We start from the raw sequence: 22,290 nt of genomic DNA on the forward strand, positions 1-22,290 counted from the left end.
CTCATGGTCTTAGAATAAGTTTGCCTTTTCTCGTCCTATACTGGCTTATCACCTTTCTGGTGAATCCTTAGGTGCTGTTGTGACTCTTAGCATTGGGTGGTGGGGAATACCTTGGGTGCTACATATCCTGCTGGATTGTTTAGGCTTCAATCTCCTCTCACCACTCAATACCAAGTTCTGAACTTAATCTTTATTAATCATGATTTTCTAAGACAAACATACGAGGTTTCAACCTTGGGTGTCGATACTCAATACAAGTTTCCGGCTTTAGCCAAAGTCCTCATCTGTATACCCCAGGCTAGTCAAAAAGATTTTATACTCCTCGCCAAAAGTCTGTTTCCTATGATGTTCCTGCTGATTATCAATATATTTTCTGACGATATCAATTTTATTATTACTCACAGATGATGCGAAATATTTATCTGCCCAATAAAGCCGGTCTTTAGTCAATTGTACTTTATTGGCCCAGTTTGAACTTTCACCTTTCAGTAATTGAACATGTTTTAATATTCCAAATTCAGGTTTCAGTATCATCAATACATGAATATGATCATCATGACCATTAATCCTGTCAATGTAAATTCCATTTTCCTTCGCGTAACCATAAATATGGCTACACATTTTCTTTAAGATATCAGGTTTTAGAACACATTCACGATTCCTTGTAGCCCAGACCGCATGAACCCAGATTTTAACATAAGACATAACAGCATGTTTTGATGAGAACCTTCGATATCCATTAGACTAGTTTTGTCAATCAAAGTTTCTTATTTCTTCAAAACATTATCCAAAATTTACCGTCGATAAATCTTCTTCAAGCCATCAATCAGAAACATCAAATCATTCAGCCGGATTTCGTACATCGTGCTCAGCATCATGCCCAGCTTACCGGCAGGGAAGCCCTCCCTTTCAAACCATTCAAGGTAGGATACCGGCAAATCAGTAATCAGCCAGTCTTTATATTTTCCGAAAGGCATCCTGTAAAGAATAAGTTCTTTCAGGATTTCGGTATCGGGTTTGGGGATTTCACCGCTCATTTCTAATCTTGATTTTAAATTATTTTGCAGCCCTTAATTTCACAATCAGATCCGTTTTCAGATCAAACAAATCCTTTTCAAGTCCTACCGGATAAGTATGGGGGTTCACAAACCGTTTAATTCCTTTATGAAAATGCGTCAGCTGTTGTTCAACACGTTCACGGGTTTCGTGTATGGATGGAAGGCTGTATACCAATTTACCTTTTAAAAAAACGGGCACAAGCAGATCTTCGTAAGACACCGTTTCGGAAAATGATCTGGTTTTTGTAAAATCATACGGATCTACCATCGTCGCTGTTTGGGAAAGCGGTGTTTCAATATTGAAAATCATATCAGAAATAAAACCCTTTGTATCTTTGAACCTGCGAACCTGTTGAATTCCAGGTGTTGAAACTTTGATCGCCTGTTCTGACAATTTAAGTTTATAATCCCACTCACCTGAGTCATTTTTTATAGCAGCCAGTTTAAAAACGCCTCCCAATGCCGGCTGATCAAAAGCCGTTACCAGTTTTGTTCCGATACCCCAGACATTAATTTTTGCACCCTGGATTTTCAAACTATCCATTATATATTCATCCAGATCATTACTGGCCACTATACTGGTTTTTTCAAATCCTGCCTCATCAAGCAATTTCCTGGCTTCAATGCTCAAATACGCCAGATCACCTGAATCTAAACGAATTCCGCCGAGCTCATAACCTCTTTCTCTTAGCTGCTTTCCAACAATAATTGCGTTTTTAACCCCCTGGATTGAATCGTAAGTATCAACAAGAAGCGTCACATTATTGGGCATGTATTTGGCATATGTTTCAAAAGATTCAAGCTCATTGTCAAAAGACATTACCCAGCTGTGCGCGTGCGTGCCCTTTACAGGAATATTATAAAGCTTGCCAGCCAAAACATTAGATGTTGCATCAAAACCGCCGATATATGCTGCACGGCTGGCAGTCATTCCTCCATCAGGTCCTTGCGCTCTTCTCAATCCGAATTCTAAAAGCGCATCATCATGGGCAATCAGGCGCATTCTGGCCGCTTTCGTAGCTATCAAAGATTGGAAGTTTAATAGATTTAATAGCGGAGTTTCCAAAAGCTGACATTGCAAAACTGGTCCCTGGATACGGAGCAATGGCTCATTGGGAAAAACGACAGTACCCTCAGGAATTGCATCAACACTGCATTTAAACTCCATAGTACGGAGATAATCCAGAAATCCAGTTTCAAAAAGCACCTTCCCGTCGCTCCCCGTCAGTGAACCGATGTATTCAAGATCTTCTTCATCAATACGATATTCGTTCAGATAATCGATCACACTGCTTAGACCGCAGGCAATTGTGAAACCGCCCTGAAACGGATGTTTACGAAAATAAAGATTAAAAACTGCTTCTTGTTCCGCTTTCCCTGATTTCCAGTAGCCATAAGCCATTGTTAATTGATACAAATCGGTAAGCAGACTTAATGAGGTGTCATATAATCGATTAATCATGTTATGTTTTCTTAGTTAAACAAAAAGACTAATTACAAAAAAAGACCCGATTTGTGTTTACTCAACAATTTTTTTTGAAAGCATAACTATAATTTGACCGGGAAATCTTAGCCTTAACTATCTGAATTGGGAAACTTTATATCTTCCTAAAGCTCTAAACATATTTTGGCATATTTTATTCCTGTTTGATCTGGCAGAACATCCTTGTCGTATATATAATATCAAAAACTTCATCAATAAACATAGATATCAACCTAACTTTTAAGTCGTTATGAAAGTAGTTGTGGAAGCAAAATTAAAAGCGGTGGCCACGAATATTAGAAAGATAAGGGAATACAGAGGTTACCCACAGGAATATCTGGCCATGAAGTTAGGTATCAGTCAAAATGCTTACAGTAAAATCGAATTGGCATATACCCGATTGACGGTTGAGCGGTTGCTTGAAATTACATCAATTCTTGAAATTGATATCGTTACACTTCTTAACAACACAAACGGAGACATGGTACAGCTGAAAACAGCAGCCATTCAAAACAATTAATTGATGATTATTGGTTATAATTAGATAGGTGGTAAGTATTGAACAAAAGGCAGAAAACTATTCCAAACGGAAGTTTTCTGCCTTTTTTGATTTGTAACATCAGATCTGGAATCATTCATTTCATCATAGAATTTTTGCCATTCAAACTTTTTTTCTTTCATCATGCAACATTCTTGCTTCCCTTTGTATCTATCAAGAGAAAGCCGGATACTTGGTTTCCGTTCATCCAACAAAACAACCTTTTATGTAATCTAAGGTTCTATGTTATACCAAGTACTTATCTTTGCAATGTACTCGATATTTAAGACTGCCTGAGTTAATACAATTCTGACTATTTGAAATATCAGTCCATAATATAACCATCTATTAGCCATGAAATTCTTTATTAATCTGACAGTAGCACTGCTACTTAGCGGTAGCTTTGTGCTTGCTCAAACCACAACGACAAAAGGAAAGGTGTCCGGGACTATTCTGGATGAAAAATCCCAGCCTTTTCCTTTTGTTAATGTTTTGCTTTTAAAAGCGAAAGACTCGACCTTATCAAAAGGAGTTGCCGCTGACGAAAACGGAAAATTTCTTTTCGATCAGGTTGATGCCGGCGAATACATGGCAATGGTTTCCATGGTTGGTTATCAAAAGGCTTACAGCAAAAATTTTTCTATTCAGGAAAACATCGTCGACCTCCCCTCTTTTACCCTACAACCGGAATCACAATCATTAAATGAAGTGACCGTTGTGGCCAAAAAACCTTTCATAGAGCAGCAAATCGACCGTACGGTAATTAATGTTGAGAACAGTATCGTCTCTGCGGGAGCAACTGCACTTGAGGTTTTAGAGCGCTCTCCAGGCATTACCGTCGACCAGCAAAACGATAAGCTGCAACTTCGTGGAAAAGATGGTGTCATTGTGCAAATCGATGGCAAACAGACTTATCTGAGCCAGGCTGAGCTTGTGAATCTGTTAAGAAATACGCCAAGTGATAACATTGAAAAAATCGAGCTTATCACCAATCCATCAGCGAAATACGATGCGGCCGGAAACTCGGGAATTATCAATATCAAGTTCAAAAAGAATAAAAATTTCGGGACGAATGGTAACTTTTCAATTGGCGGAGGTATAGCAACACCGGGATACGGACGAGGAAATGGTTCGCTGGCATTAAATAACAGAAAAGGGAAAGTCAGTCTTTTTGGAACAGGGAGTGCGTTTGAAGGTGAAGGTTTTAACAACCAGATAATCTACCGCGCTATTCCTTATGAAGGCAAAACGACCACTTTCAACATGAACTCAAAAAGTGACTGGCAGTCGAGAAATTATAATTACCGCGTAGGAATGGATTATTTCGCTACGGATAAAACAACGATTGGTGTGCTTTTCTCCGGCTTTTACAATTCCTGGAAAAATCCGATCCGCGCGACGGATGCAGAAATATTAAATGATGATTTGAGCCTTCAGCAAACTTATCATACGGATATGAAAGCGAACAATCATATGAATAATATCAGCGCAAATGTTAACCTGAAACATCAATTTAACGACAAAGGCAAAGAATTGACATTTGATGCAGATTATGTTCAATATGACAGCAAGGGATATAACTTTTTAGATACACGGTATTATAACCCGGATGGTTCTCCAACAGGAACTCCTGATATTGTAAGAAATAATATGCCGGCATTGATCAATATAGGTGTAGCGAAAATGGATTATATGCAGCCATTAGGAAAAGGAAAATTTGAAGCCGGATTGAAGTCCAGTTATGTGAAATCTGATAACAACATGATTTTCGAAACAAAAACGGATGATTGGGCGCTTGATCCGTCGCGTACCAATCAATTCAAATACACTGAAAACATCAATGCGGGTTATGCCAATTATAATGGTCAGTTCAATGCAAAAACAAAATACCAGCTTGGTCTGCGTGCCGAATATACCCACGCGGTTGGTAATTCAGTAACATTAAATAGCGTCAGAAACCGAAAATATCTGAATGTGTTTCCGAGTGTTTTCTTATCAAGAAATCTTGACAGCAGTAATGTTTTGAATTTGTCATACAGTTACCGGATCGATCGCCCGAATTACCAGTCGCTGAATCCGTTTGAATATTATCTGGATCCATATACTTTTTCAAAAGGTAATCCGAACCTTCGTCCGCAATACACGCATTCATTTCAGCTGGTTCACGTTTACAAAAATTTCCTTAATACAACATTGGCATACAGTCGTGTAAAAGATATGATAGCGGATGAAGTTCCGATGCTGGTCCCTGAGAAAAATCAGACTTATGTCACATCAGAGAACCTTGATAATCAGAACTATATCAGTCTTACAATTTCAGCACCAATTCCGATCACGAAATGGTGGAATGCGCAAACCAACTTATCAGGCGCTTACAACCATTACAAGACCTTTTACCGGAACGCGCCGTTTGACATGAAAATTTTCACTTATAACGCTTTTGTCAACAACACATTTACGCTTTCGAAAACCTGGACAGCAGAACTTTCAGGATGGTTTAACAGTCCGGCGATATATGGATTGCTTTCCGCGAAATCACAAGGTGCCATCAATCTTGGTTTACAGAAATCATTGATGGACAAAAAAGCAACGATTCGCCTGAGTGTTCAGGATCCATTCTGGACCAACAAATTCAGAGGGACTACGAAGTTTGAAGATATTGATCTGAGAGTAAAAAGCACATGGCCAAGCCGCCAGTTCAGACTTGTTTTCACTTACCGGTTTGGTAACCAAAACGTAAAAACAAGACAACGTAGCACAGGTTCTGATGACATTCAGTCACGTGTGAAAAGTTAATCAAAAGAGATAAATGACGGTCGAGGTTGTGACTTTATTTATAAATTAGTTAGGTTAATAATACGGACAATCCATTCTTCATTTGAGGAATGGATTTCTTTTTGAGTAGCTATTGGTGTTAGCGATTAGCTTCTAGTAATTAGATACTGCCAGAACCAAGTAGTAAGCGAACAGCAGTTTTGAATTTAATTTTTGGCACAAAAAAATTGAGAACCAAACGACAAGCGTCCAATTCTCAATTCCTCATCATTAACAATTAACAATTATTTTCCGTCATTAACAATTAATACTTAACCATTAACAATTAATCAAGGGCTGCAACCCCAGGCAAGACTTTACCTTCCATATATTCAAGTAATGCACCGCCACCTGTTGAAACGTAGCTTACGCGATCTCCGTAACCTGCGTTATTTACAGCAGAAGCTGAATCTCCACCACCAATTAATGAGAAAGCATCGTTTTCTTCCGTAGCAGCAACAACAGCCTCTGCAATTGCATTAGTACCGATTGCGAAATTAGGGAATTCAAAAACGCCCATAGGACCGTTCCAGAGCACTGTTTTCGACGATGCGATTATTCCTTTGAACAATTCAACCGACTCAGGTCCGATATCCAAACCTTCCCATTCATCAGGAATTTCAGCAGCAGGTACAGTCTGACGACTTGCATCATTGCTAAATTTATCAGCGATAACAGTATCAATCGGCAAAACAATATTAACACCTTTTTGTTTTGCCTTTTCAAGCAATTCAAGTGTCAAATCCATTTTATCTGCTTCAAGTAAAGATTTTCCGATATTTCCGCCCAGTGCTTTTGTAAAAGTATATGACATTCCACCTCCTATGATCAGGTTATCCACCTTATCAAGCAAACGTTCGATGATCAAAATCTTATCAGAAATTTTGGCACCCCCCATAATGGCAGTAAAAGGACGTTCTGAGTGTTCAAGAAGCCTTTCTGCATTATCAAGCTCAGCCTGCATTACATAGCCACAAACTTTGTCTTTGAAAAACTTACCGATTACAGCAGTGGAAGCATGGGCACGGTGAGCCGTTCCGAATGCATCCATAACCCAGACATCGCCAAGTTTCGACAATTTTTCAGCGAAAGCTTCATCACCCTTTTCCTCTTCTTTATAGAAACGAAGGTTTTCTAACAACAAGACTTCACCTGGCTGCAAAGCCGCTGCCATTTCCGTTGCACTTGCTCCGATACAATCGTCAGCAAATTTTACAGTTTTGCCTAAAATTAAAGAAAGAGGGTTAACCAGATGTTTCAGAGAATATTTTTCAGTAGGTCCATCTTTGGGACGCCCAAGATGGGACATCAAAATCACCGATCCTCCTTCACTAAGAATCTTGCTGATGGTGGGTATAGTGGCACGGATCCGGGTATCATCCGTAATCTCAAATTTGTCATTAAGCGGTACGTTAAAATCAACGCGTACCAAGGCTTTTTTGCCGGAAAAATTGTAAGAATCTAATGTTGTCATGGGCTCTAAATGTTGTTTTCCATTGGAAACAAATGTAAGTCAATTCTTTATAAAATACTACGTTATTATAAAATGGGAATAATTTGAATAGGTATAATACAATTTTTACTCATTATAATTTCAATTAATTTCATTTTAATATATAATCATACCATTTTTCATAAAAGGGCCTATAATCCTCGTTCTTACTATAATTGCTGCCCGATAAATATGGAATTTGTTGAATAATTTTTCTTTTGTCTCGTTATATTTGAATAAAGTTTGGTGGCAAACTGATTGTAACATCCACAATATTCACTGTGCAAATTAACGAGTTCCCGAAGGATCTTCCCCCAAAATATTACCACGATTACTTTGGCTATGTACTGGATTTTGTGCGAAAAATGTATGAATCCTTATTGAATGAAAATGAGCTGGAATTTCTAAATTCTTATACCGCACTTTCAGAGGAAGCACAATGTCTTTTTATTCGTTTTAGTAATCGGAGCAAATCCTTTTTTCGTGTCAATTCACTTTCCTATTCAGAAATCACGGATATTCCGGCGGCTCTGAATGAGCTTCATGATGCACAATTTATACAGCAGCTTTGTGAACTTCATGAAGAGCGTTTCGAAGAAGTGATGCATTTGTTTACCAAACCTGAACATCTGGAATTCGCTAAAATTCTGCAACCGGAAATAATGCCTTCCAAATCCATCAAAAAACAAGATCTGATCCGCTGGCTTCTTTATGAATATGATTTTAAATTGATATGTGAGATAATTCAGGAAACAGAACCTGTTGTGAAGGTTGCTTTTGAAGCAGAAGTCATGATGATGAAGTTTTTGTTTTTTGGAAATCGTTACGCGGATATGACTGAATTTGTGGTTCGAGACCTGGGCCATGTACGTTTTCAGTCTTTTGATCAGGAACATTTGTCAGTTCAGTTTGAAACGAGAAAAGATGTTGACGATACGCTGATGATTTCCCTGATGAAGGAAACTTTTGACGTTCTTAAAAATCAATTGCCTCCTGAAGAAATTTTTGACTGGTTTATGAACTGGCAGGTTGGTGTTTCAGGGAATCTTAGTCCCAAGTCACTCCCGCCCTATCACCTTTTTGTATTACGCGTTGGTGCCTGGCTTGAAAGAAAAAAAATGCTTTCACAGGCTTTGACCGCTTATCAACTTACCAATGATGCTCCTTCGCGGGAAAGAAGAGTTCGCCTTTTGTATAACCTTGGTGAAATTGAAGAGGCATTGGCACTTTGTGAAGAAATTGCAGAAAATCCGCAAAACGCAGATGAACGTTACTTTTCACATGACTTTCATGAGCGTATTGTCAACAAAAAGAAGCGGGCAGTAAAAAGAACGACGCAGGCTTTGAAAGATGCCAGCAGTATAGAAATTCCGATTTCCATTCGTTTTCGTGTTGAACGAGGTGCCATTCAATATTACCAGGATCTTGGCGCAGAAGCAGTTTTCAGTGAAAATGAACCCTGGCGATCGTTATTTGGACTTTTATTCTGGGATATTATTTATGATACCAATGTTAAAGCAATCCATAATCCTCTACAACGCGTCCCATCTGATTTCTTTTTGCCGGATTTTTATTACAAAAGATCAGAACAGCTTTTGGCCAGAATAAAAGATGCAAATACGCAGGAGGCCATATCGGCAATTGTAGAGAGAACTTTTCACGAAAAGTTTGGCATAACCAATGTGCTTGTGAGCTGGTATCCCGGAATGCTGGAAATTGTTTTAAAACTAATCTCGCTCTTAACACCGGAGCAGATCCATGCGGTACTTTTGGAAATATCCCAAAACCTCAGGGAGAATACAAGAGGTTTTCCCGATTTGCTGGTTTGGGATGAAACTGAATATTCCTTTATTGAAATAAAATCTCCCACCGATCATTTGTCTTCCCGTCAATTGCACTGGCTGCATTTTTTTGCGAACCATGACATCAAAAGCCGCATTGTAAGGGTGAAATGGATTAAGGAAGAATCATAAAAAAACGAAAAGGACCTCTCAAAACTGAAAGGCCCTTTTCTCATTAACACCCAAGTTCAGATTTACTTCTTCTGATAAGCTCTCTTGAATTCGCCTGCTTTTCCTTTTTTGACAGGAGCCGAATAGTTGATTTTATTTCTTCCCTGAGGAACACCTGCACAGTCACCTGCCACAATGGTTTCAACCGAAGTATAAACTGTTGTAGCCCATTTAGGAATAATGATACCAGATGTCTCTGCATTCAGATCAAGTTTCGAAGCATCGCAATTATCCCTTTTCACAGTTCCTAAAAGATGATATTGAGAAATAGTTTTCGACACTGTATCGATTGGACAAATACAGCCTACGCAAGATGTTGGCGATTTGCCGTACTTAACTCTTTTAACTTTAACCTTTTTGTATGCATATACTTCCAGGAAGCATTGTTTGAAACAACGGTCAACCGAATCGATGATTCTTTCCGGTTTTTGAACAGAGAAACCTGTTGTACTGGCTTCACTGGTACAGGATGCACAGGAAGAAATCTGCTGACTCTGCACCGTCACATAATATTGTCCTTCTACCGGACGGCCCGTTGCCGGATTTAAATATCCTGCCGGCCATGCCATCTTTGTTTCTTTCTGACAAACAACCTGAGCGATCACATTATCCATTCCGCCATTTAACTGATGAAGACGGGCGGTGAAAGTTTCACTTTTGGTTGAATCCAATATACTACGGCTTTTCCAGCTGATCTGGATACTATCAGCTTTTGTAGAATCAAGCGTACTGAAAACAAGTCCTTTGATTGACTTTCCGTTCATCATCAATTCCAGATCAGGCGCTTCGCATAATAATGGTGGCGTCGGATCTTTTCTGAAAGGAATATCGCGAACGAAATTGCGGCGAAAAGCAAGTCCGGCAGAAAAACCACCGTGTTTTCTCTGATAACTATAAATGGTAGCACCCGGGAAAATGTAGTTCACTTTTGTTCGAAAACCAGTTGCTTCGACCCCCCAGGACCAAAGTCCTTTTTTACTTGGAAAGAATAATCCTAATGTTGTCAGCACTCCTGCATGATAACGCTTGTCAGTAGCCGTTACAGAATAAATATTATTGGAAGTGGCCTGATCATAAACAAAAATAGCCGCTGGTGTTGTCCTGAAAAGTCCGCCACGAATGGAAGCCTCAATAAATGGAGATCTTGTTTTCTTTCCAAAGGCGTAACTAAGCACAGGCCCGGCAACAATATAATGATCCTCCGAAGCACCTTTTCTGATCACCGCATTACTCGAACCGGATTCAGCAATAATCTTATCCAGGAAATCGTCCAGATCATTTCTTAAAAAGAAAGTCTGCAAACCGGCAATGGCACCGACACCGAATTTCAGCTGTTTATTTTTCTTTGTATTGAAAAAATAATCAGCGTTCAGATTCGCATGATAACCAATACCATTGAAAAGTGATTTGTCGCGATATTTGTTTGAATTAAAAGTGCTTGACCACTTTCCACAAAATGCAACGGCAGGCCCGATAAAACCACCAACACGCCAGGGACTTACCCGATGTTCAATCCCGACTGTGTCACAACCTCCGGCAGGATTCGGGCAATTTGGTGTTCTGGATTCCTGCCCGTAGGACAAGGAAAATATTAGACAGAAGAAAACCAGTGGAAGAATTTTGAGTAAACAGAGTCTTTTCATAAAACAATGAATAAAAGTGAGCGAATAGTTGTGAAATTAAAGGCACTTTTTGCCGTATATCCGGCAACGCATTAACAATACAGACGTGCAAACTTCATTTTGGTAACTCACCAGTTTACCATTATTTTAATTTTCCAAAACAAAAACCCGCAGCGAAAGAATCGGTCTGCGTGCAGGGCGTTAAAGAATAAGACTTGATTAAGGAACGTTGATGGAATGAAAATAGAAAAAACTCTATCGCAAGCAGATTTTGTAATAAGGACTAGTTAACAATTGACAATTCTGCAAAAACAGGTAAATGGTCCGAGGCATATTTCTCGTCTATCACTCTGTGGCTTAATGTTTTAAATATACCAAAAGGTTTCGACATTATAAAATCTATTGTCTTCTCAGGCTTATCTGTCGGAATTGTGTGACCACAGTTTTTAACACAACTCCTAATAAAATACTTATCGAAATAATTTATGACTTTACTTTCCGGTTCTGCATTGAAATCTCCGGCGAGTATCATCGGTAATTTTTCGTTGCCAAAATGTTCCATAATGGTTTCAGACTGTAAAAGTCTGTTAGGTTCATTTAAACCCAAATGTGTACTGGCAAAAATGACTTTTTGTTTTGAAGGCAACATCACGGTGATGGCCGCAATGGTTCTCATTTCTTCAAGCAGGTCCTTTTTAATTGGAAGAGCAAACCGGGCCGAATCTACAATAGGGAATTTAGATAAAACCGCAACGCCATAATCTCCCCCCTGATGGTCAATTGCTTTTGAAAAATAGAACTTCATCCCTGTTAAACCGGCGATCTGTTTTGCCTGATTTAGTCCTTTCCCTGAACGCTCGGTGTTGATATCTACTTCCTGTAAAGCTACCAAATCCGGTTTTGCATTATTGATAACCTTCGCGATCGCCTCCACATCAATTCTTCCGCCAGCAGATTCTGGTGGATTGCAGTGATGAATGTTATATGTCATAACGCGCAGAGTTCGTTTTTGCTCTTCACTTCTGGTTTCAGAAACCTGAATTACAGGCGTTGTAAATGAGGAGATAGCAATTAAAATACAACAAAGGGATAGGATAGGTTTCATGATTTGTCAGGATTAATATTGCGGTGCGCTGCACCTTGGATTATACAAAAATATACATTGCTACAAATATTCCGGTGCGCTGCACCTCTGCCATGTTGAAATATGCTTTGTTGTAAATATAATAGCAGGCTCCCGGATGCCATTCATCAAAATGATGATTTCTATCACGGTTTTTTGTTTATTATTACAAAACAAAAAAACTGAATCGTAACTATGAAGCTACGCAAACTATTGCTGGGAGCAGCAATAATGACTGGAATTGGTTTTGCCAATGGCCAAAGTAAACCCGAAGATGTCAAAACTTTCACGCTGGCAAACGGCATGAAATTCCTCGTGCTTGAAGATCATTCCATCCCAAATGCCAATATGTATTTGTTCTGGAAAGTTGGATCAAGGAACGAAGTGCATGGAATAACCGGCTTGTCACACTTTTTTGAACACATGATGTTCAATGGTTCCAAAAAATACGGACCGAAACAATTTGACCGTACCATGGAAGCCAATGGCGGTTCCAATAATGCTTACACTTCCGAAAACGTAACCGTATATACCGACTGGTTTCAAAAGGATGCTCTGGAAACGATTTTCAAACTGGAATCTGACCGTATCGCGGATTTGACAATCGATCCAAAAATGGTTGAAAGTGAACGCGGCGTCGTTTTATCAGAAAGAAGTACAGGATTGGAAAACAGCAATTACCGTATGCTTGGTGAATTGGTACAATCGGTTGCTTTTCAGGAACATCCGTATATGTTTCCGGTGATTGGATTCGAATCGGACATCAAAGCGTGGACACAATCTGACCTTGAAAATTATTTCAAAACTTATTATTCACCAAATAACGCAACGGTTGTTGTGGTTGGTGACATTACGGTCGACCAGGTTAAAAAACTGGCTAACCAGTATATGGCGCCAATTCCTGCGAGAGGACTTCCTCCTAAAATACGCACGGTTGAACCAGAACAAAACGGCGAACGGCGGGTTACAACGTACAAGGATATCACAACGCCAAATGTTTTGCTTTCATACCATACCCCGCAAACCGGTCACGAAGATTATTATGCACTGGATTTGTTAAGCAGTTTACTGACGTCCGGAAATTCATCCAGACTGGTAAAATCGTTGGTGATGGATACCACGATCGCCTCCCAGGTTTTTACTTTTATAGGAGAAGGTTTTGATCCTAATTTGTTCAACATCTATGCGGTTGCAGGCGACAGCGTTTCAGCACCAACACTTGAAAAATCAATTCTGGATCAAATTGAACTTATCGTAAAAAGCGGCGTTACCGACAGCGAATTGCAAAAGGTAAAAAACCAGAAATTGATGGAATTTTACAGAAGTATGGAAACCATCAACGGCAAAGCAAATAGTATGGGCACCTACGATGTATTTTTTGGTGATTACCGAAAAATGTTTGATGCGCCAAAACTCTATGAAAAAGTGACTGTGGAAGATATCAAACGCGTTGCAGCTAAATATTTTACCGAAAGAAACAGGACTGTTGGCTATTTGTTACCTGAAAAGAAAGTATGATAACCGGCTCAGCACTTGTTTCCAATCTTTTGTATTGATCTAAAAAAATTCACAATGAAAAATATATTCCTTGTATTGCTTACACTGACGACTTTGTCGGTAGCTGCGCAAAACAATTTTAAAGTCCCGAAGTATGAAAAATTCAAATTAAAGAATGGACTTACGGTTTATTTGATGGAACAGCACGAAGTTCCGCTGATCAATGTTTCTGCGGTTTTCGATGCGGGATCAATTAACGACGGCGAACAATACGGATTGGCCAGCCTGACGGCAGATGCGCTGGTTTTTGGTACACAGAAATACACCAAAGCGCAAATTGAAGAAATAACGGATTATGTCGGGGCAAATTTGGCCACGACCGCCGGAAAAGAGGGTGCGAGTATCCGTTCTTCATTTGCAGTGAAAGATCAGGATAAGTTATTTGATGTTTTGCAGCAAATCATGATTCATCCGGTTTTTGATCCTGTTGAATTTGACAAACACAAACAGCGGACATTGCTTGAATTAACGCAAATCAAAGAACGGCCGCGTAATGTGATCGGCAATTATTTTAATGCTTTCATGTTTGAAAAACATCCGTACGCAACGCCAACCGGTGGTACCAAATCAACCGTTGAAAAAATTACTATTGATGAAGTAAAGAAATTTTATCAGAATAATTACACAACCGGAAAAGGTGCCATTGCCGTTGTAGGTGATTTCAAAACGGCGGATATGAAGAAAAAAATCACAACTCTTTTTGGAGACTGGAAAACGGCGGAAGCCAGAATGATTAAACGTGCGGTACCAGAACTGGCTTTTACAAAAAGTCGTGTATTACTGGTTAACAAAGATGATGCACGAGAAACTACGTTTTTTATTGGTGGCAAAGGAATTCCATATAGTTCACCCGATTACATTCCGGTTTTGGTTGTGAATACCATTTTGGGCGGACGTTTTACATCATGGCTTAATGATGCCTTGCGTGTTAATTCCGGTCTTACTTATGGCGCAAACAGCCGTTTCAGCAGATACAAAATGGCCGGTACTTTTTACATCAGCACCTTTACCAAAAATTCAACAACAGTTCCTGCGGTTGATATGGCATTGAGTGTGCTGGATAGTCTGCATAAAACCGGAATCAGCGAAACGGTTCTGGCATCAGCAAAATCGTATGTTAAAGGAGATTTTCCGCCGGATTATGAATCTGCCGGAGCTTTGTCTGGTTTACTTACGGATATGTTTTTATACAATTTCGACGAAAACTTTATCAATACATTTCAGGCAAAAGTGGACGGGATGACAACAGCTCAGACGAAAACAATTATTGAGCAATATTTCCCAAAAGATAATCTGCAATTTATTATGGTTGGAAAAGCAGCAGATATCCGGGAGCAGATAAAGAAATATGGTGAAGTGACTGAGAAGCAGATTAAGACGGACGGATACTGAAAAGGACTTCGGCTTTCGGCAGTCGGCTATCAGCTGGTGGCCTAAAAGAAATTTGATATGAATAAATAATCATCTGCTTTCGGTGGTGTTTTTAAGGCTAAAATTTGTCACTGCCATTTTTAGCCGAAAGCTGACCGCCGAAAGCCTATGTTTTTTTAATTTCTATAATCCAATGCCGGTTTACGATTTCCTACCATGGCTTCATATTTAAAATTAGCGCCTTTTGCTTTTTCCCAATCTGCGTGTGCTTTCTGGATTAAAGCCGGATCTTTAAATAAATCGATAGCCGTTAAGGCCAGTGTTTTTGAAGCGACCATCATTCCTTTTTTACCAATTTCAGTACCTCCTGCTGCAACGGCCTGCCAGCTATGTGCCGGAGTGCCAGGTACCCATGTTGCTGTTGAAAGACCAACCGTTGGCACGGCCCAGCTTACATCACCAACATCTGTCGAACCACCCATTCCTTCAATTTTTGTTGAAAAAGCAGGTACCGTTTCAGCTTCTGTATATTTTGGTTTGGCCTCTGTTGATGCCGGTAAGGTGGCAATAATTTTTTCTGAAAATGCAATTTCCTCCGGTGTATACTTAACACCACCCACAGTTTCCAGATTTTTAAACATCACACGGGAAAGTGACTCAATGGGAAGCAAATCATAAGCACCTCCGGTAATTTCCATTTCAACCTTTGTTCCGGTTCCCATTGCCGCTCCTTTCGAAGCTTCCACAATTCTTGCCCAGACATCCTTTACAACTTCACGGTTGTTATGGCGGGCATAATAATAAACCTCTGCAAATGCCGGAACCACGTTTGGTGCCTCACCGCCCCGGGTAATTACATAGTGAATACGGGTTTCCTGAGGAATATGCTCGCGCATCATGTTTACCATATAATCCATTGCTTCCACCCCATCCAGGGCAGAACGTCCGCGTTCAGGTGCTCCGGCTGCATGCGCAGCTACGCCATAAAAACGAAATTTTGCCGAAATATTGGCCAGAGAAGACGCCGGATTTGCCGAGTTTCTATCTCCCGGATGCCAGTGTAAAACAACATCTGAATCTTTAAAAACTCCTTCTCTTACCATATAAACCTTACCCGAACCGCCTTCCTCTGCCGGGCAGCCCATCAATTTGATCGTACCTGTTTTTCCATTTTGTTTAAGCCAGTCTTTCACTGCAATGGCAGCAGCGGTGGAAGCGGTTCCGAAGAGATGATGGCCACAGGCATGTCCGGCTTTTTGCCCTTCTATTACTTTTCTTTCCGGAACAGCTTCCTGCGCCATACCCGGCAAGGCATCATATTCCGCTAAAATGCTGATTACCGGTTTCCCCTTACCATAAGTTGCCACAAAAGCGGTCGGGATACCGGCTACTCCTTTTTCCAAAGTAAAACCTTCTTTTTCCAGTTCCTCTTCCAGAATTGCCGAGCTTTTCACCTCTTTATATCCAACTTCTGCCAAATCCCATATTTTTTTTGACACGTCACCATAGTGATCTTTTTTCTTATCCAGATTGGCGATTACTTCTTTCTGCTCTTTGGTAGCGGCCGCCTGGCCATAAGAACAAACAGCACTCAGACTCAGTAAAGCGAGAAAACTAAGGTTGATTTTTTTCATAAGTATGGATTTAAATCATAAAAAAAATTAGTGCATTTCGGGCAGAGATAAAAATATGAGCTTTAAAATAAGACAGGAAGGCAGCGCGCTGCCTTCCTGTGAAACTTATTGATCCTTTCAGATCAGACATTTTTTCAATTAAAAATTAGGGTTAACCGTAGCAACGCCTGTTGATGGATTCAACACAGATTCGTCTGCCGGAACATCCCAGTAATCAAGGAAATTATAATTGATAGTCGCTTTTGTATTAACAACACCAGCCGTGGTTACGATTGTATTTCCGTAACTGCCACCACCATTTGCGATGTCATACGTCCAGCCCCATCTTCTGTTGTCATAGAACGAAAGTCCTTTGTAAATCAGAGAGGTTCTTCTTTCTTTAACAAGTTGCGTAAGCGCACCAGCCAATGACAATCCTGTTCCTGCAACAGGAGCAACACCTGCACCAAAGTATGTTCTTACAGCATCAATATAACCAAGACCTGTTTCGATATTACCTAAACGAATATTTGCCTCAGCAAGCATAAGCGCATTTTCCTCGTAGCTTCCTGCAATGATCACCTCATATTCACCTACTGTTTTACTTCCATAAACGTAAACTCCCGCCTGTCCTGCCCCACCATCGATCTGGTTGTAACGGGTAGTATACGAGAAGTTGTTTTTGTAAGTAGTTGCAGTGCTGTAATTGTTTGTAAGTCTTTTATCGCCAGGTGTAAAATTCTGGATAAAGCGTTCCTGAACTTTGAAAGTCGAACTCGTATTTACACCCGTTGCCAATGCAGCGGCAGTTCCACCGGTAGCTGTAAACATTGCATTACTTGCAGTACTTCTTCCTGTAAATACAATATCACCCTTTTTGATACCCGCAGTTGCCAATGTCAAAACATTTGTCCAATCCGCAGCGGTCATCGTAGTTGTAGACGATTTTGCGATTTTTGCATCAGGATTTCCGTTTACAAAAGGAGCAAGTTTATTTACTACGATATTACGAGCAAGCATTGTATTGATGTTTCTTTTCCAAACATCCTTGCTAGGAATTCCACCATTTCCAACCTGTGTAAATTCAGGAATCAATTGTCCCAGAATAGCAGTGTAATCCGCTTCGCTTGATATACCATCCAGTGTCGTTGCAGTCAGTTTGAAATACTCATCCGATTTTGCAAGAATGGCGTCATGTAACACATAATTACTATTTGTCGTACCAGCCTCGTCGATGATCAGACCGGAATAATACTGTGAGCCGATGGAAGCATATGCATATCCTTTCCACCAGTAACACCATGCCTTTACCGTAGCAATCTTTGAAGCTGCGTCACCGGAAAAAGGAATTTTATCTACCAGACTTAAAACAGTATTACAAGCATTATTAAGTGCATACATATTCAGCCACTGGTAATAAATCGCATTGTTACCAGCTCCGGTAGCAGCACGTGTATTATAGGTTCTGATCAGACTGATGTTTGGTGAACCATTGGTTACTTTTGTTCCGTCATCCAGAATATAATAATTAGCTACACCAATGGTTGCAACCTGGTTGTTGGACGCATCAGCCGAAACGTTGTCAGCCAAAAGCTCACTGTATCCCCATGGTAAGGAAAAGTAGCTGTTTCCAAGCCAGTTATCTCCATTGTAGAAACCGTTGATGTAAACGCCACCCTGAGCAAGTGAGATCAAACCGGTTTCAGTATTTACGTTGGCATCAATTGTTGGTGCGTTAGGGTTCCCAACGTCCAGTTTGTCTTTGCAGCTAAAACTTCCGAAGATAAGCGTTGCTGCAAAAATCGTTTGAACAAATCTATTTTTATTCCTGATTTTCATTTTTTTAAATTTTAAAGTTTACAAATAGTAGTGAGCAATTCATGCGGCCACTACTGAATCCTGTGTTTTAAATTTTAGTAATGTTTCAGCGATCTGCTGACATCATCTTCTCTCGCCGCGAGCGGTTTTCCGCTACTTCTTAAAACCCAATATTCAACCCAACCTGATACGATTTTGTGTTTGGCAAAGTACTGTGATCTACTCCTCTGTCGAAAGATGAGTTGACAGATCCTGAACTTACCTCAGGATCATATCCTGTGTATTTTGTAAACGTTAGAAGGTTTCTACCTGTAAATACCAGCTGGCATCTGTTCAATTTAGGTATGTTGAAAAGTTTGGCAAGGTCAAGACCCAACGAAACGTTTCTCAATCTCATGAAAGATGCATCTTCAAGGAAGTAATCTTTTGTTGCATTGTTACCGGCACCACTTTTGCTACCCCAAAGAGCGTAATAGGCGCTACCATAGTATGAAGAGAAGGCACCTGTTTTTCCATCAATAGTAACTGGTTTTTCAAAATCACCACTGATACCGTCACGATACATCCATTCTTTTGTCTGGTTGTATAGATGGCTTTTATATACCCAGTCAAACTGGAAACCAAATGTCAGGAAGTTTTTATACGTGAATGAGTTAATGAACGAAGCATTGAATTTTGGGTTGGGATTAGCCAAAGCATACGTTTCGTTAGTAAACTGTATCTGGTAATCAGATTTTCTTACCACGCGTCCGTCTACAATTTCGTACAGGTTTTCGTTGGCTGCTTCAATATATCTTGATCCGTCTTTTCTTTTGAAATCAAGGCTTGTCAAAGCTTTGTACCCGTAAATCTGTCCGATTTGCTGACCACCCGTCAACACAAGCGAAGTACTACCTGCATTTGACGTAAGAATGATATCCGCACCACCTGCAACTGCATCAATTTGTGATCTCTGATGACCGAAGTTGGTTGTGAAATCCCATTTGAAAGTTTTAGAGCTGTAAACCGGCAAGTTCAAAGAGAACTGAACACCATTTGATGACATGTCGATTGCGTTCGTCAACTGACCTGTGGAACCATTTGACGGCGCTACACTGACCGTGTAAATTACGTTAGCACTTTTACGTTTCCAGTAAGTGAACGAACCATTAATGTTGTTCAACCAAGGACTGCCTTCAATTGCGTTGAAAGTAAAATCTGTACCAAATTCAGTTTCTTTCGAAACTTCCACCTGCAGGTTTGAATTGTTAGCCGTAGTTGGAATTGTGTAGATCAACTGGCTTCCAAGGTTACGCTGGCTTAAAACAGGATATCTGTCAAAAGCACCTGGCTGAATACCTGCTTCACCATATGCTGCTCTCAATTTGAAATAAGGAAGAATGTCAGTTAATCTGGTATTCTTGATGAATGAAAGAGGCAGAATGTGTCCGTCAAAGTGAGGGAATGTAAATGGTTTTGAACCACCACCGAAAGCAGACGACCAGTCACTTCTGAAACCTGCTGTAATTCCACCATAATCACCGAAATCTACTTTTTGGTTGATCAAATAACCGTATGTAACAAAAGGCTCTTTGTAATCTCTGTCAACAGCTTGAGATGAGGTTGCAGACAAGTTAGTTGGAGGCGCAAGAGACAGACCCAATCCGTAAGTATCGTATTCTTTGTACATTTTGTTACGATAGTCAAATGACACCTGAGTACTTGTCTGAATAGGAACTTTGATATGGAAATCTTTTTCGAAATCTGTTCTGATATAAGCTGTTGCCAGGAAGTTCTGGAATGTTGAGCTATATGACCAATCATCGATTTCACCTAACAAGTCCGGTGCGTAAGTACTTACATAACTATCGTAGTATTGGGCGTTCGCATTTTCAGACTGATTTTTGTATGTCCATCTTGAATTTTCAGTACGATAATTGATACCGTATTTTGCGTCAAGTTCCAAGAATTTGTTGACATTATAGTTGGCATCAAAATTCTGGATGATGTCAATTTTGTTATCAATGCTGCTAGCATAAGCCTGACGGTAATAAGGGTTACCAGCGTTGATACTTAAAAAGTCAGCTGTTTGATAATAAGGATAAGTTCCATCTGCATTTTTTCTTGTCAGATCGAAAAATGGAGAAGTATTAAGGAAAGAATAAACACCGCCATTGCTACCTAACAAATTTCCTTTACCGTAATCTTCTCCTCCGGCACCACCCAAACCAGGCACCAGGTCATTTTTGGTATATACCAATTGTGTGGTTGATCTGATCTTGAATCCTTTGAACAGCTCTGTTCCTACGTTCACACTTAGGTTACTTCTGTCAACAGAACCATTTTTCATTACCGGGCTCACCGTGTGGTTATTCGCAGCCGAGATTGAAAAATCGCTTTTGTCAGATCCACCGGAAAGACTTAAACTGTTATTGAAAGTAGTCCCTGTTTTGAATACTTGTTTGAAATGGTCATAATATTTCAAATTTGCATTGTAAGGCTTATCAGCAACGTTTAATGGGTCCAGCAAAGCAAGTCGTGCGGCACCGCCATGTGTGTAGGAAATCCCTGTGATGGATCCAACGTCTGTGTAATCCAAAATATTTCCTTTTGCATCAACAATATTGTTGTTAGCATCAGTCAGGTAAGGATGTAATTTTGCTTTGTGAACATCACCCGTATTCAAAAAAGTATTGGCAGAATAGCTGGTTGAAAAGTTGATGGCCAAGGCACCTTTTTTACCTTTTTTGGTAAAGATCTGGATTACCCCATTGGCCCCCTGAGCTCCATAAATAGAAGCAGAAGCGGCACCTTGTACAACTTCGATTCTTTCTACATTGCTTAAATCAAGTGAGTTAATATCTGTTGAAGCGATCTGAACCCCATCCACCATAATCAAAGGTTTTGTACCACCCTGCACTGTATTGATACCGCGGAGTACAATGTTTACAGGGTCACCAGGGTTACCTGATACAGATGAAATCTGAGCACCCGGAATTTTACCGATCAACGCCTGATCAATAGAAGCAGTTGGAGTCTGCGGAAGGTTTTTAGCAGAAATACTTTCAACTGCTATTCCCAGTTTTGCTTTTGTTGTTGCCACCCCACTACCTGTTACAACAACCTCACTAAGCATACGTGAGTCAGAAACAAGTTTAACATCCACAATGGCAGAATTGCTAAGTGCAATTTCCTGAGGAAGCATACCCACAAAACTGAAAACCAGCTTTCCTTTTGCAGGAGCCGAAATTTTGTAGTTCCCATCTGTGTCCGTAGTTGTTCCCATATTGGAACCTCCCACAAGAATGTTAACACCAGGCAGTGGCGATCCGTCGTCAGCAGATGTTACAGTACCCGTAACTTGCCTGTCCTGAGCCCATAGAAGCGATGAGCATGAGCATACCCATAGGATGCTCAGTAGTAAAAATTTCTTCATTCAAATTAGTTAGTTAGGTAGAAATAATACTGCACTGAAAACCAAATTTAAATAAAGAAATTACTAATACAAGCTTCTTCGAAAAGGTTTTTTTCAAGAATATAATTTGCCATATCTATTGAATGAGCAACATTTTATTTGCCAAATGGCATAATATTCATTATTTAATAATTATTATAGCTTAGATACAATAATTTTCCAGTGAATCGCTCTTAGGAGACATATTTTATATTGGTATCAGACAATTAAAACAGAATTAAAAAAATAAAAATTTTTTACATAATCTGGTGAAAAATAAAATTCTTGCAGAGAATCTGCACATTACATCAAACCTATTGCGAAAATTTGAAAAAATTGACAATAATGACTTGATC

Annotated in this window: 14 protein-coding genes; 5 read left to right on the forward strand and 9 right to left on the reverse strand. The window is 39.8% G+C overall.

What is annotated here, in order from left to right; genetic code table 11:
* Positions 1 to 267 precede the first annotated feature (267 nt).
* The 3 genes from tnpA to LXL81_RS28490 form a co-directional block, all read right to left on the reverse strand.
* Positions 268 to 705 (reverse strand): IS200/IS605 family transposase, encoded by a 438-nt coding sequence (gene tnpA / locus LXL81_RS28480; RefSeq protein WP_234651454.1) that lies wholly within the window; start codon positions 703 to 705, stop codon positions 268 to 270.
* Between the two features lie 89 nt (positions 706 to 794).
* Entirely contained in the window at positions 795 to 1,037 is a 243-nt protein-coding gene (locus tag LXL81_RS28485) for a DUF3820 family protein (RefSeq protein WP_234651456.1), read from the reverse strand.
* Positions 1,038 to 1,056: 19 nt separating this feature from the next.
* Positions 1,057 to 2,520, reverse strand: a complete 1,464-nt coding sequence (locus LXL81_RS28490) for a nicotinate phosphoribosyltransferase (RefSeq protein WP_234651458.1) — start codon at positions 2,518 to 2,520, stop codon at positions 1,057 to 1,059.
* A 271-nt stretch (positions 2,521 to 2,791) separates the two neighbouring features.
* On the opposite strand from LXL81_RS28490, the gene LXL81_RS28495 reads away from it, so the two are divergent.
* Together LXL81_RS28495 and LXL81_RS28500 are read left to right on the forward strand one after the other, a co-directional pair.
* Positions 2,792 to 3,061: a helix-turn-helix domain-containing protein gene (locus tag LXL81_RS28495; protein WP_234651460.1), complete on the forward strand. Its 270-nt coding sequence runs from the start codon at positions 2,792 to 2,794 to the stop codon at positions 3,059 to 3,061.
* 372 nt (positions 3,062 to 3,433) lie between these two features.
* A complete protein-coding gene (locus LXL81_RS28500) occupies positions 3,434 to 5,875 on the forward strand; it encodes an outer membrane beta-barrel protein (RefSeq protein ID WP_234651462.1) in 2,442 nt (813 codons plus the stop codon).
* Positions 5,876 to 6,179: 304 nt separating this feature from the next.
* On the opposite strand, the gene LXL81_RS28505 is transcribed toward LXL81_RS28500, so the two are convergent.
* The gene (locus tag LXL81_RS28505) at positions 6,180 to 7,367 is read right to left on the reverse strand and encodes a phosphoglycerate kinase (RefSeq protein WP_234651463.1); all 1,188 of its coding nucleotides are present in this window, start codon (positions 7,365 to 7,367) and stop codon (positions 6,180 to 6,182) included.
* A 299-nt stretch (positions 7,368 to 7,666) separates the two neighbouring features.
* On the opposite strand from LXL81_RS28505, the gene LXL81_RS28510 reads away from it, so the two are divergent.
* Positions 7,667 to 9,358: a VRR-NUC domain-containing protein gene (locus LXL81_RS28510; RefSeq protein ID WP_234651464.1), complete on the forward strand. Its 1,692-nt coding sequence runs from the start codon at positions 7,667 to 7,669 to the stop codon at positions 9,356 to 9,358.
* Between the two features lie 62 nt (positions 9,359 to 9,420).
* On the opposite strand, the gene LXL81_RS28515 is transcribed toward LXL81_RS28510, so the two are convergent.
* Positions 9,421 to 11,040 carry a hypothetical protein gene (locus LXL81_RS28515; protein ID WP_234651466.1) on the reverse strand — a complete coding sequence of 540 codons (1,620 nt, stop codon included), beginning with the start codon at positions 11,038 to 11,040 and terminating at the stop codon, positions 9,421 to 9,423.
* Positions 11,041 to 11,302: 262 nt separating this feature from the next.
* On the reverse strand, positions 11,303 to 12,124 hold the full coding sequence (locus LXL81_RS28520; RefSeq protein ID WP_234651468.1) for an endonuclease/exonuclease/phosphatase family protein: 822 nt from the start codon (positions 12,122 to 12,124) through the stop codon (positions 11,303 to 11,305).
* A 213-nt stretch (positions 12,125 to 12,337) separates the two neighbouring features.
* Between LXL81_RS28520 and LXL81_RS28525 the strand changes: the two genes are divergently transcribed.
* Positions 12,338 to 13,660 carry a pitrilysin family protein gene (locus tag LXL81_RS28525; protein WP_234651469.1) on the forward strand — a complete coding sequence of 441 codons (1,323 nt, stop codon included), beginning with the start codon at positions 12,338 to 12,340 and terminating at the stop codon, positions 13,658 to 13,660.
* Between the two features lie 54 nt (positions 13,661 to 13,714).
* Positions 13,715 to 15,091, forward strand: a complete 1,377-nt coding sequence (locus LXL81_RS28530; RefSeq protein WP_234651470.1) for a pitrilysin family protein — start codon at positions 13,715 to 13,717, stop codon at positions 15,089 to 15,091.
* 155 nt (positions 15,092 to 15,246) lie between these two features.
* Here LXL81_RS28530 and LXL81_RS28535 read toward each other — a convergent pair whose 3' ends face one another.
* The 3 genes from LXL81_RS28535 to LXL81_RS28545 form a co-directional block, all read right to left on the reverse strand.
* Entirely contained in the window at positions 15,247 to 16,704 is a 1,458-nt protein-coding gene (locus LXL81_RS28535; RefSeq protein WP_234651472.1) for an amidohydrolase, read from the reverse strand.
* Between the two features lie 138 nt (positions 16,705 to 16,842).
* Entirely contained in the window at positions 16,843 to 18,522 is a 1,680-nt protein-coding gene (locus tag LXL81_RS28540) for a RagB/SusD family nutrient uptake outer membrane protein (protein WP_234651475.1), read from the reverse strand.
* A gap of 139 nt (positions 18,523 to 18,661) precedes the next feature.
* The gene (locus LXL81_RS28545; RefSeq protein ID WP_234651484.1) at positions 18,662 to 21,916 is read right to left on the reverse strand and encodes a SusC/RagA family TonB-linked outer membrane protein; all 3,255 of its coding nucleotides are present in this window, start codon (positions 21,914 to 21,916) and stop codon (positions 18,662 to 18,664) included.
* Positions 21,917 to 22,290 lie beyond the last annotated feature (374 nt).

The organism is Dyadobacter sp. CY356, assembly GCF_021440195.1.
In the GTDB taxonomy this organism is placed as follows: domain Bacteria; phylum Bacteroidota; class Bacteroidia; order Cytophagales; family Spirosomataceae; genus Dyadobacter.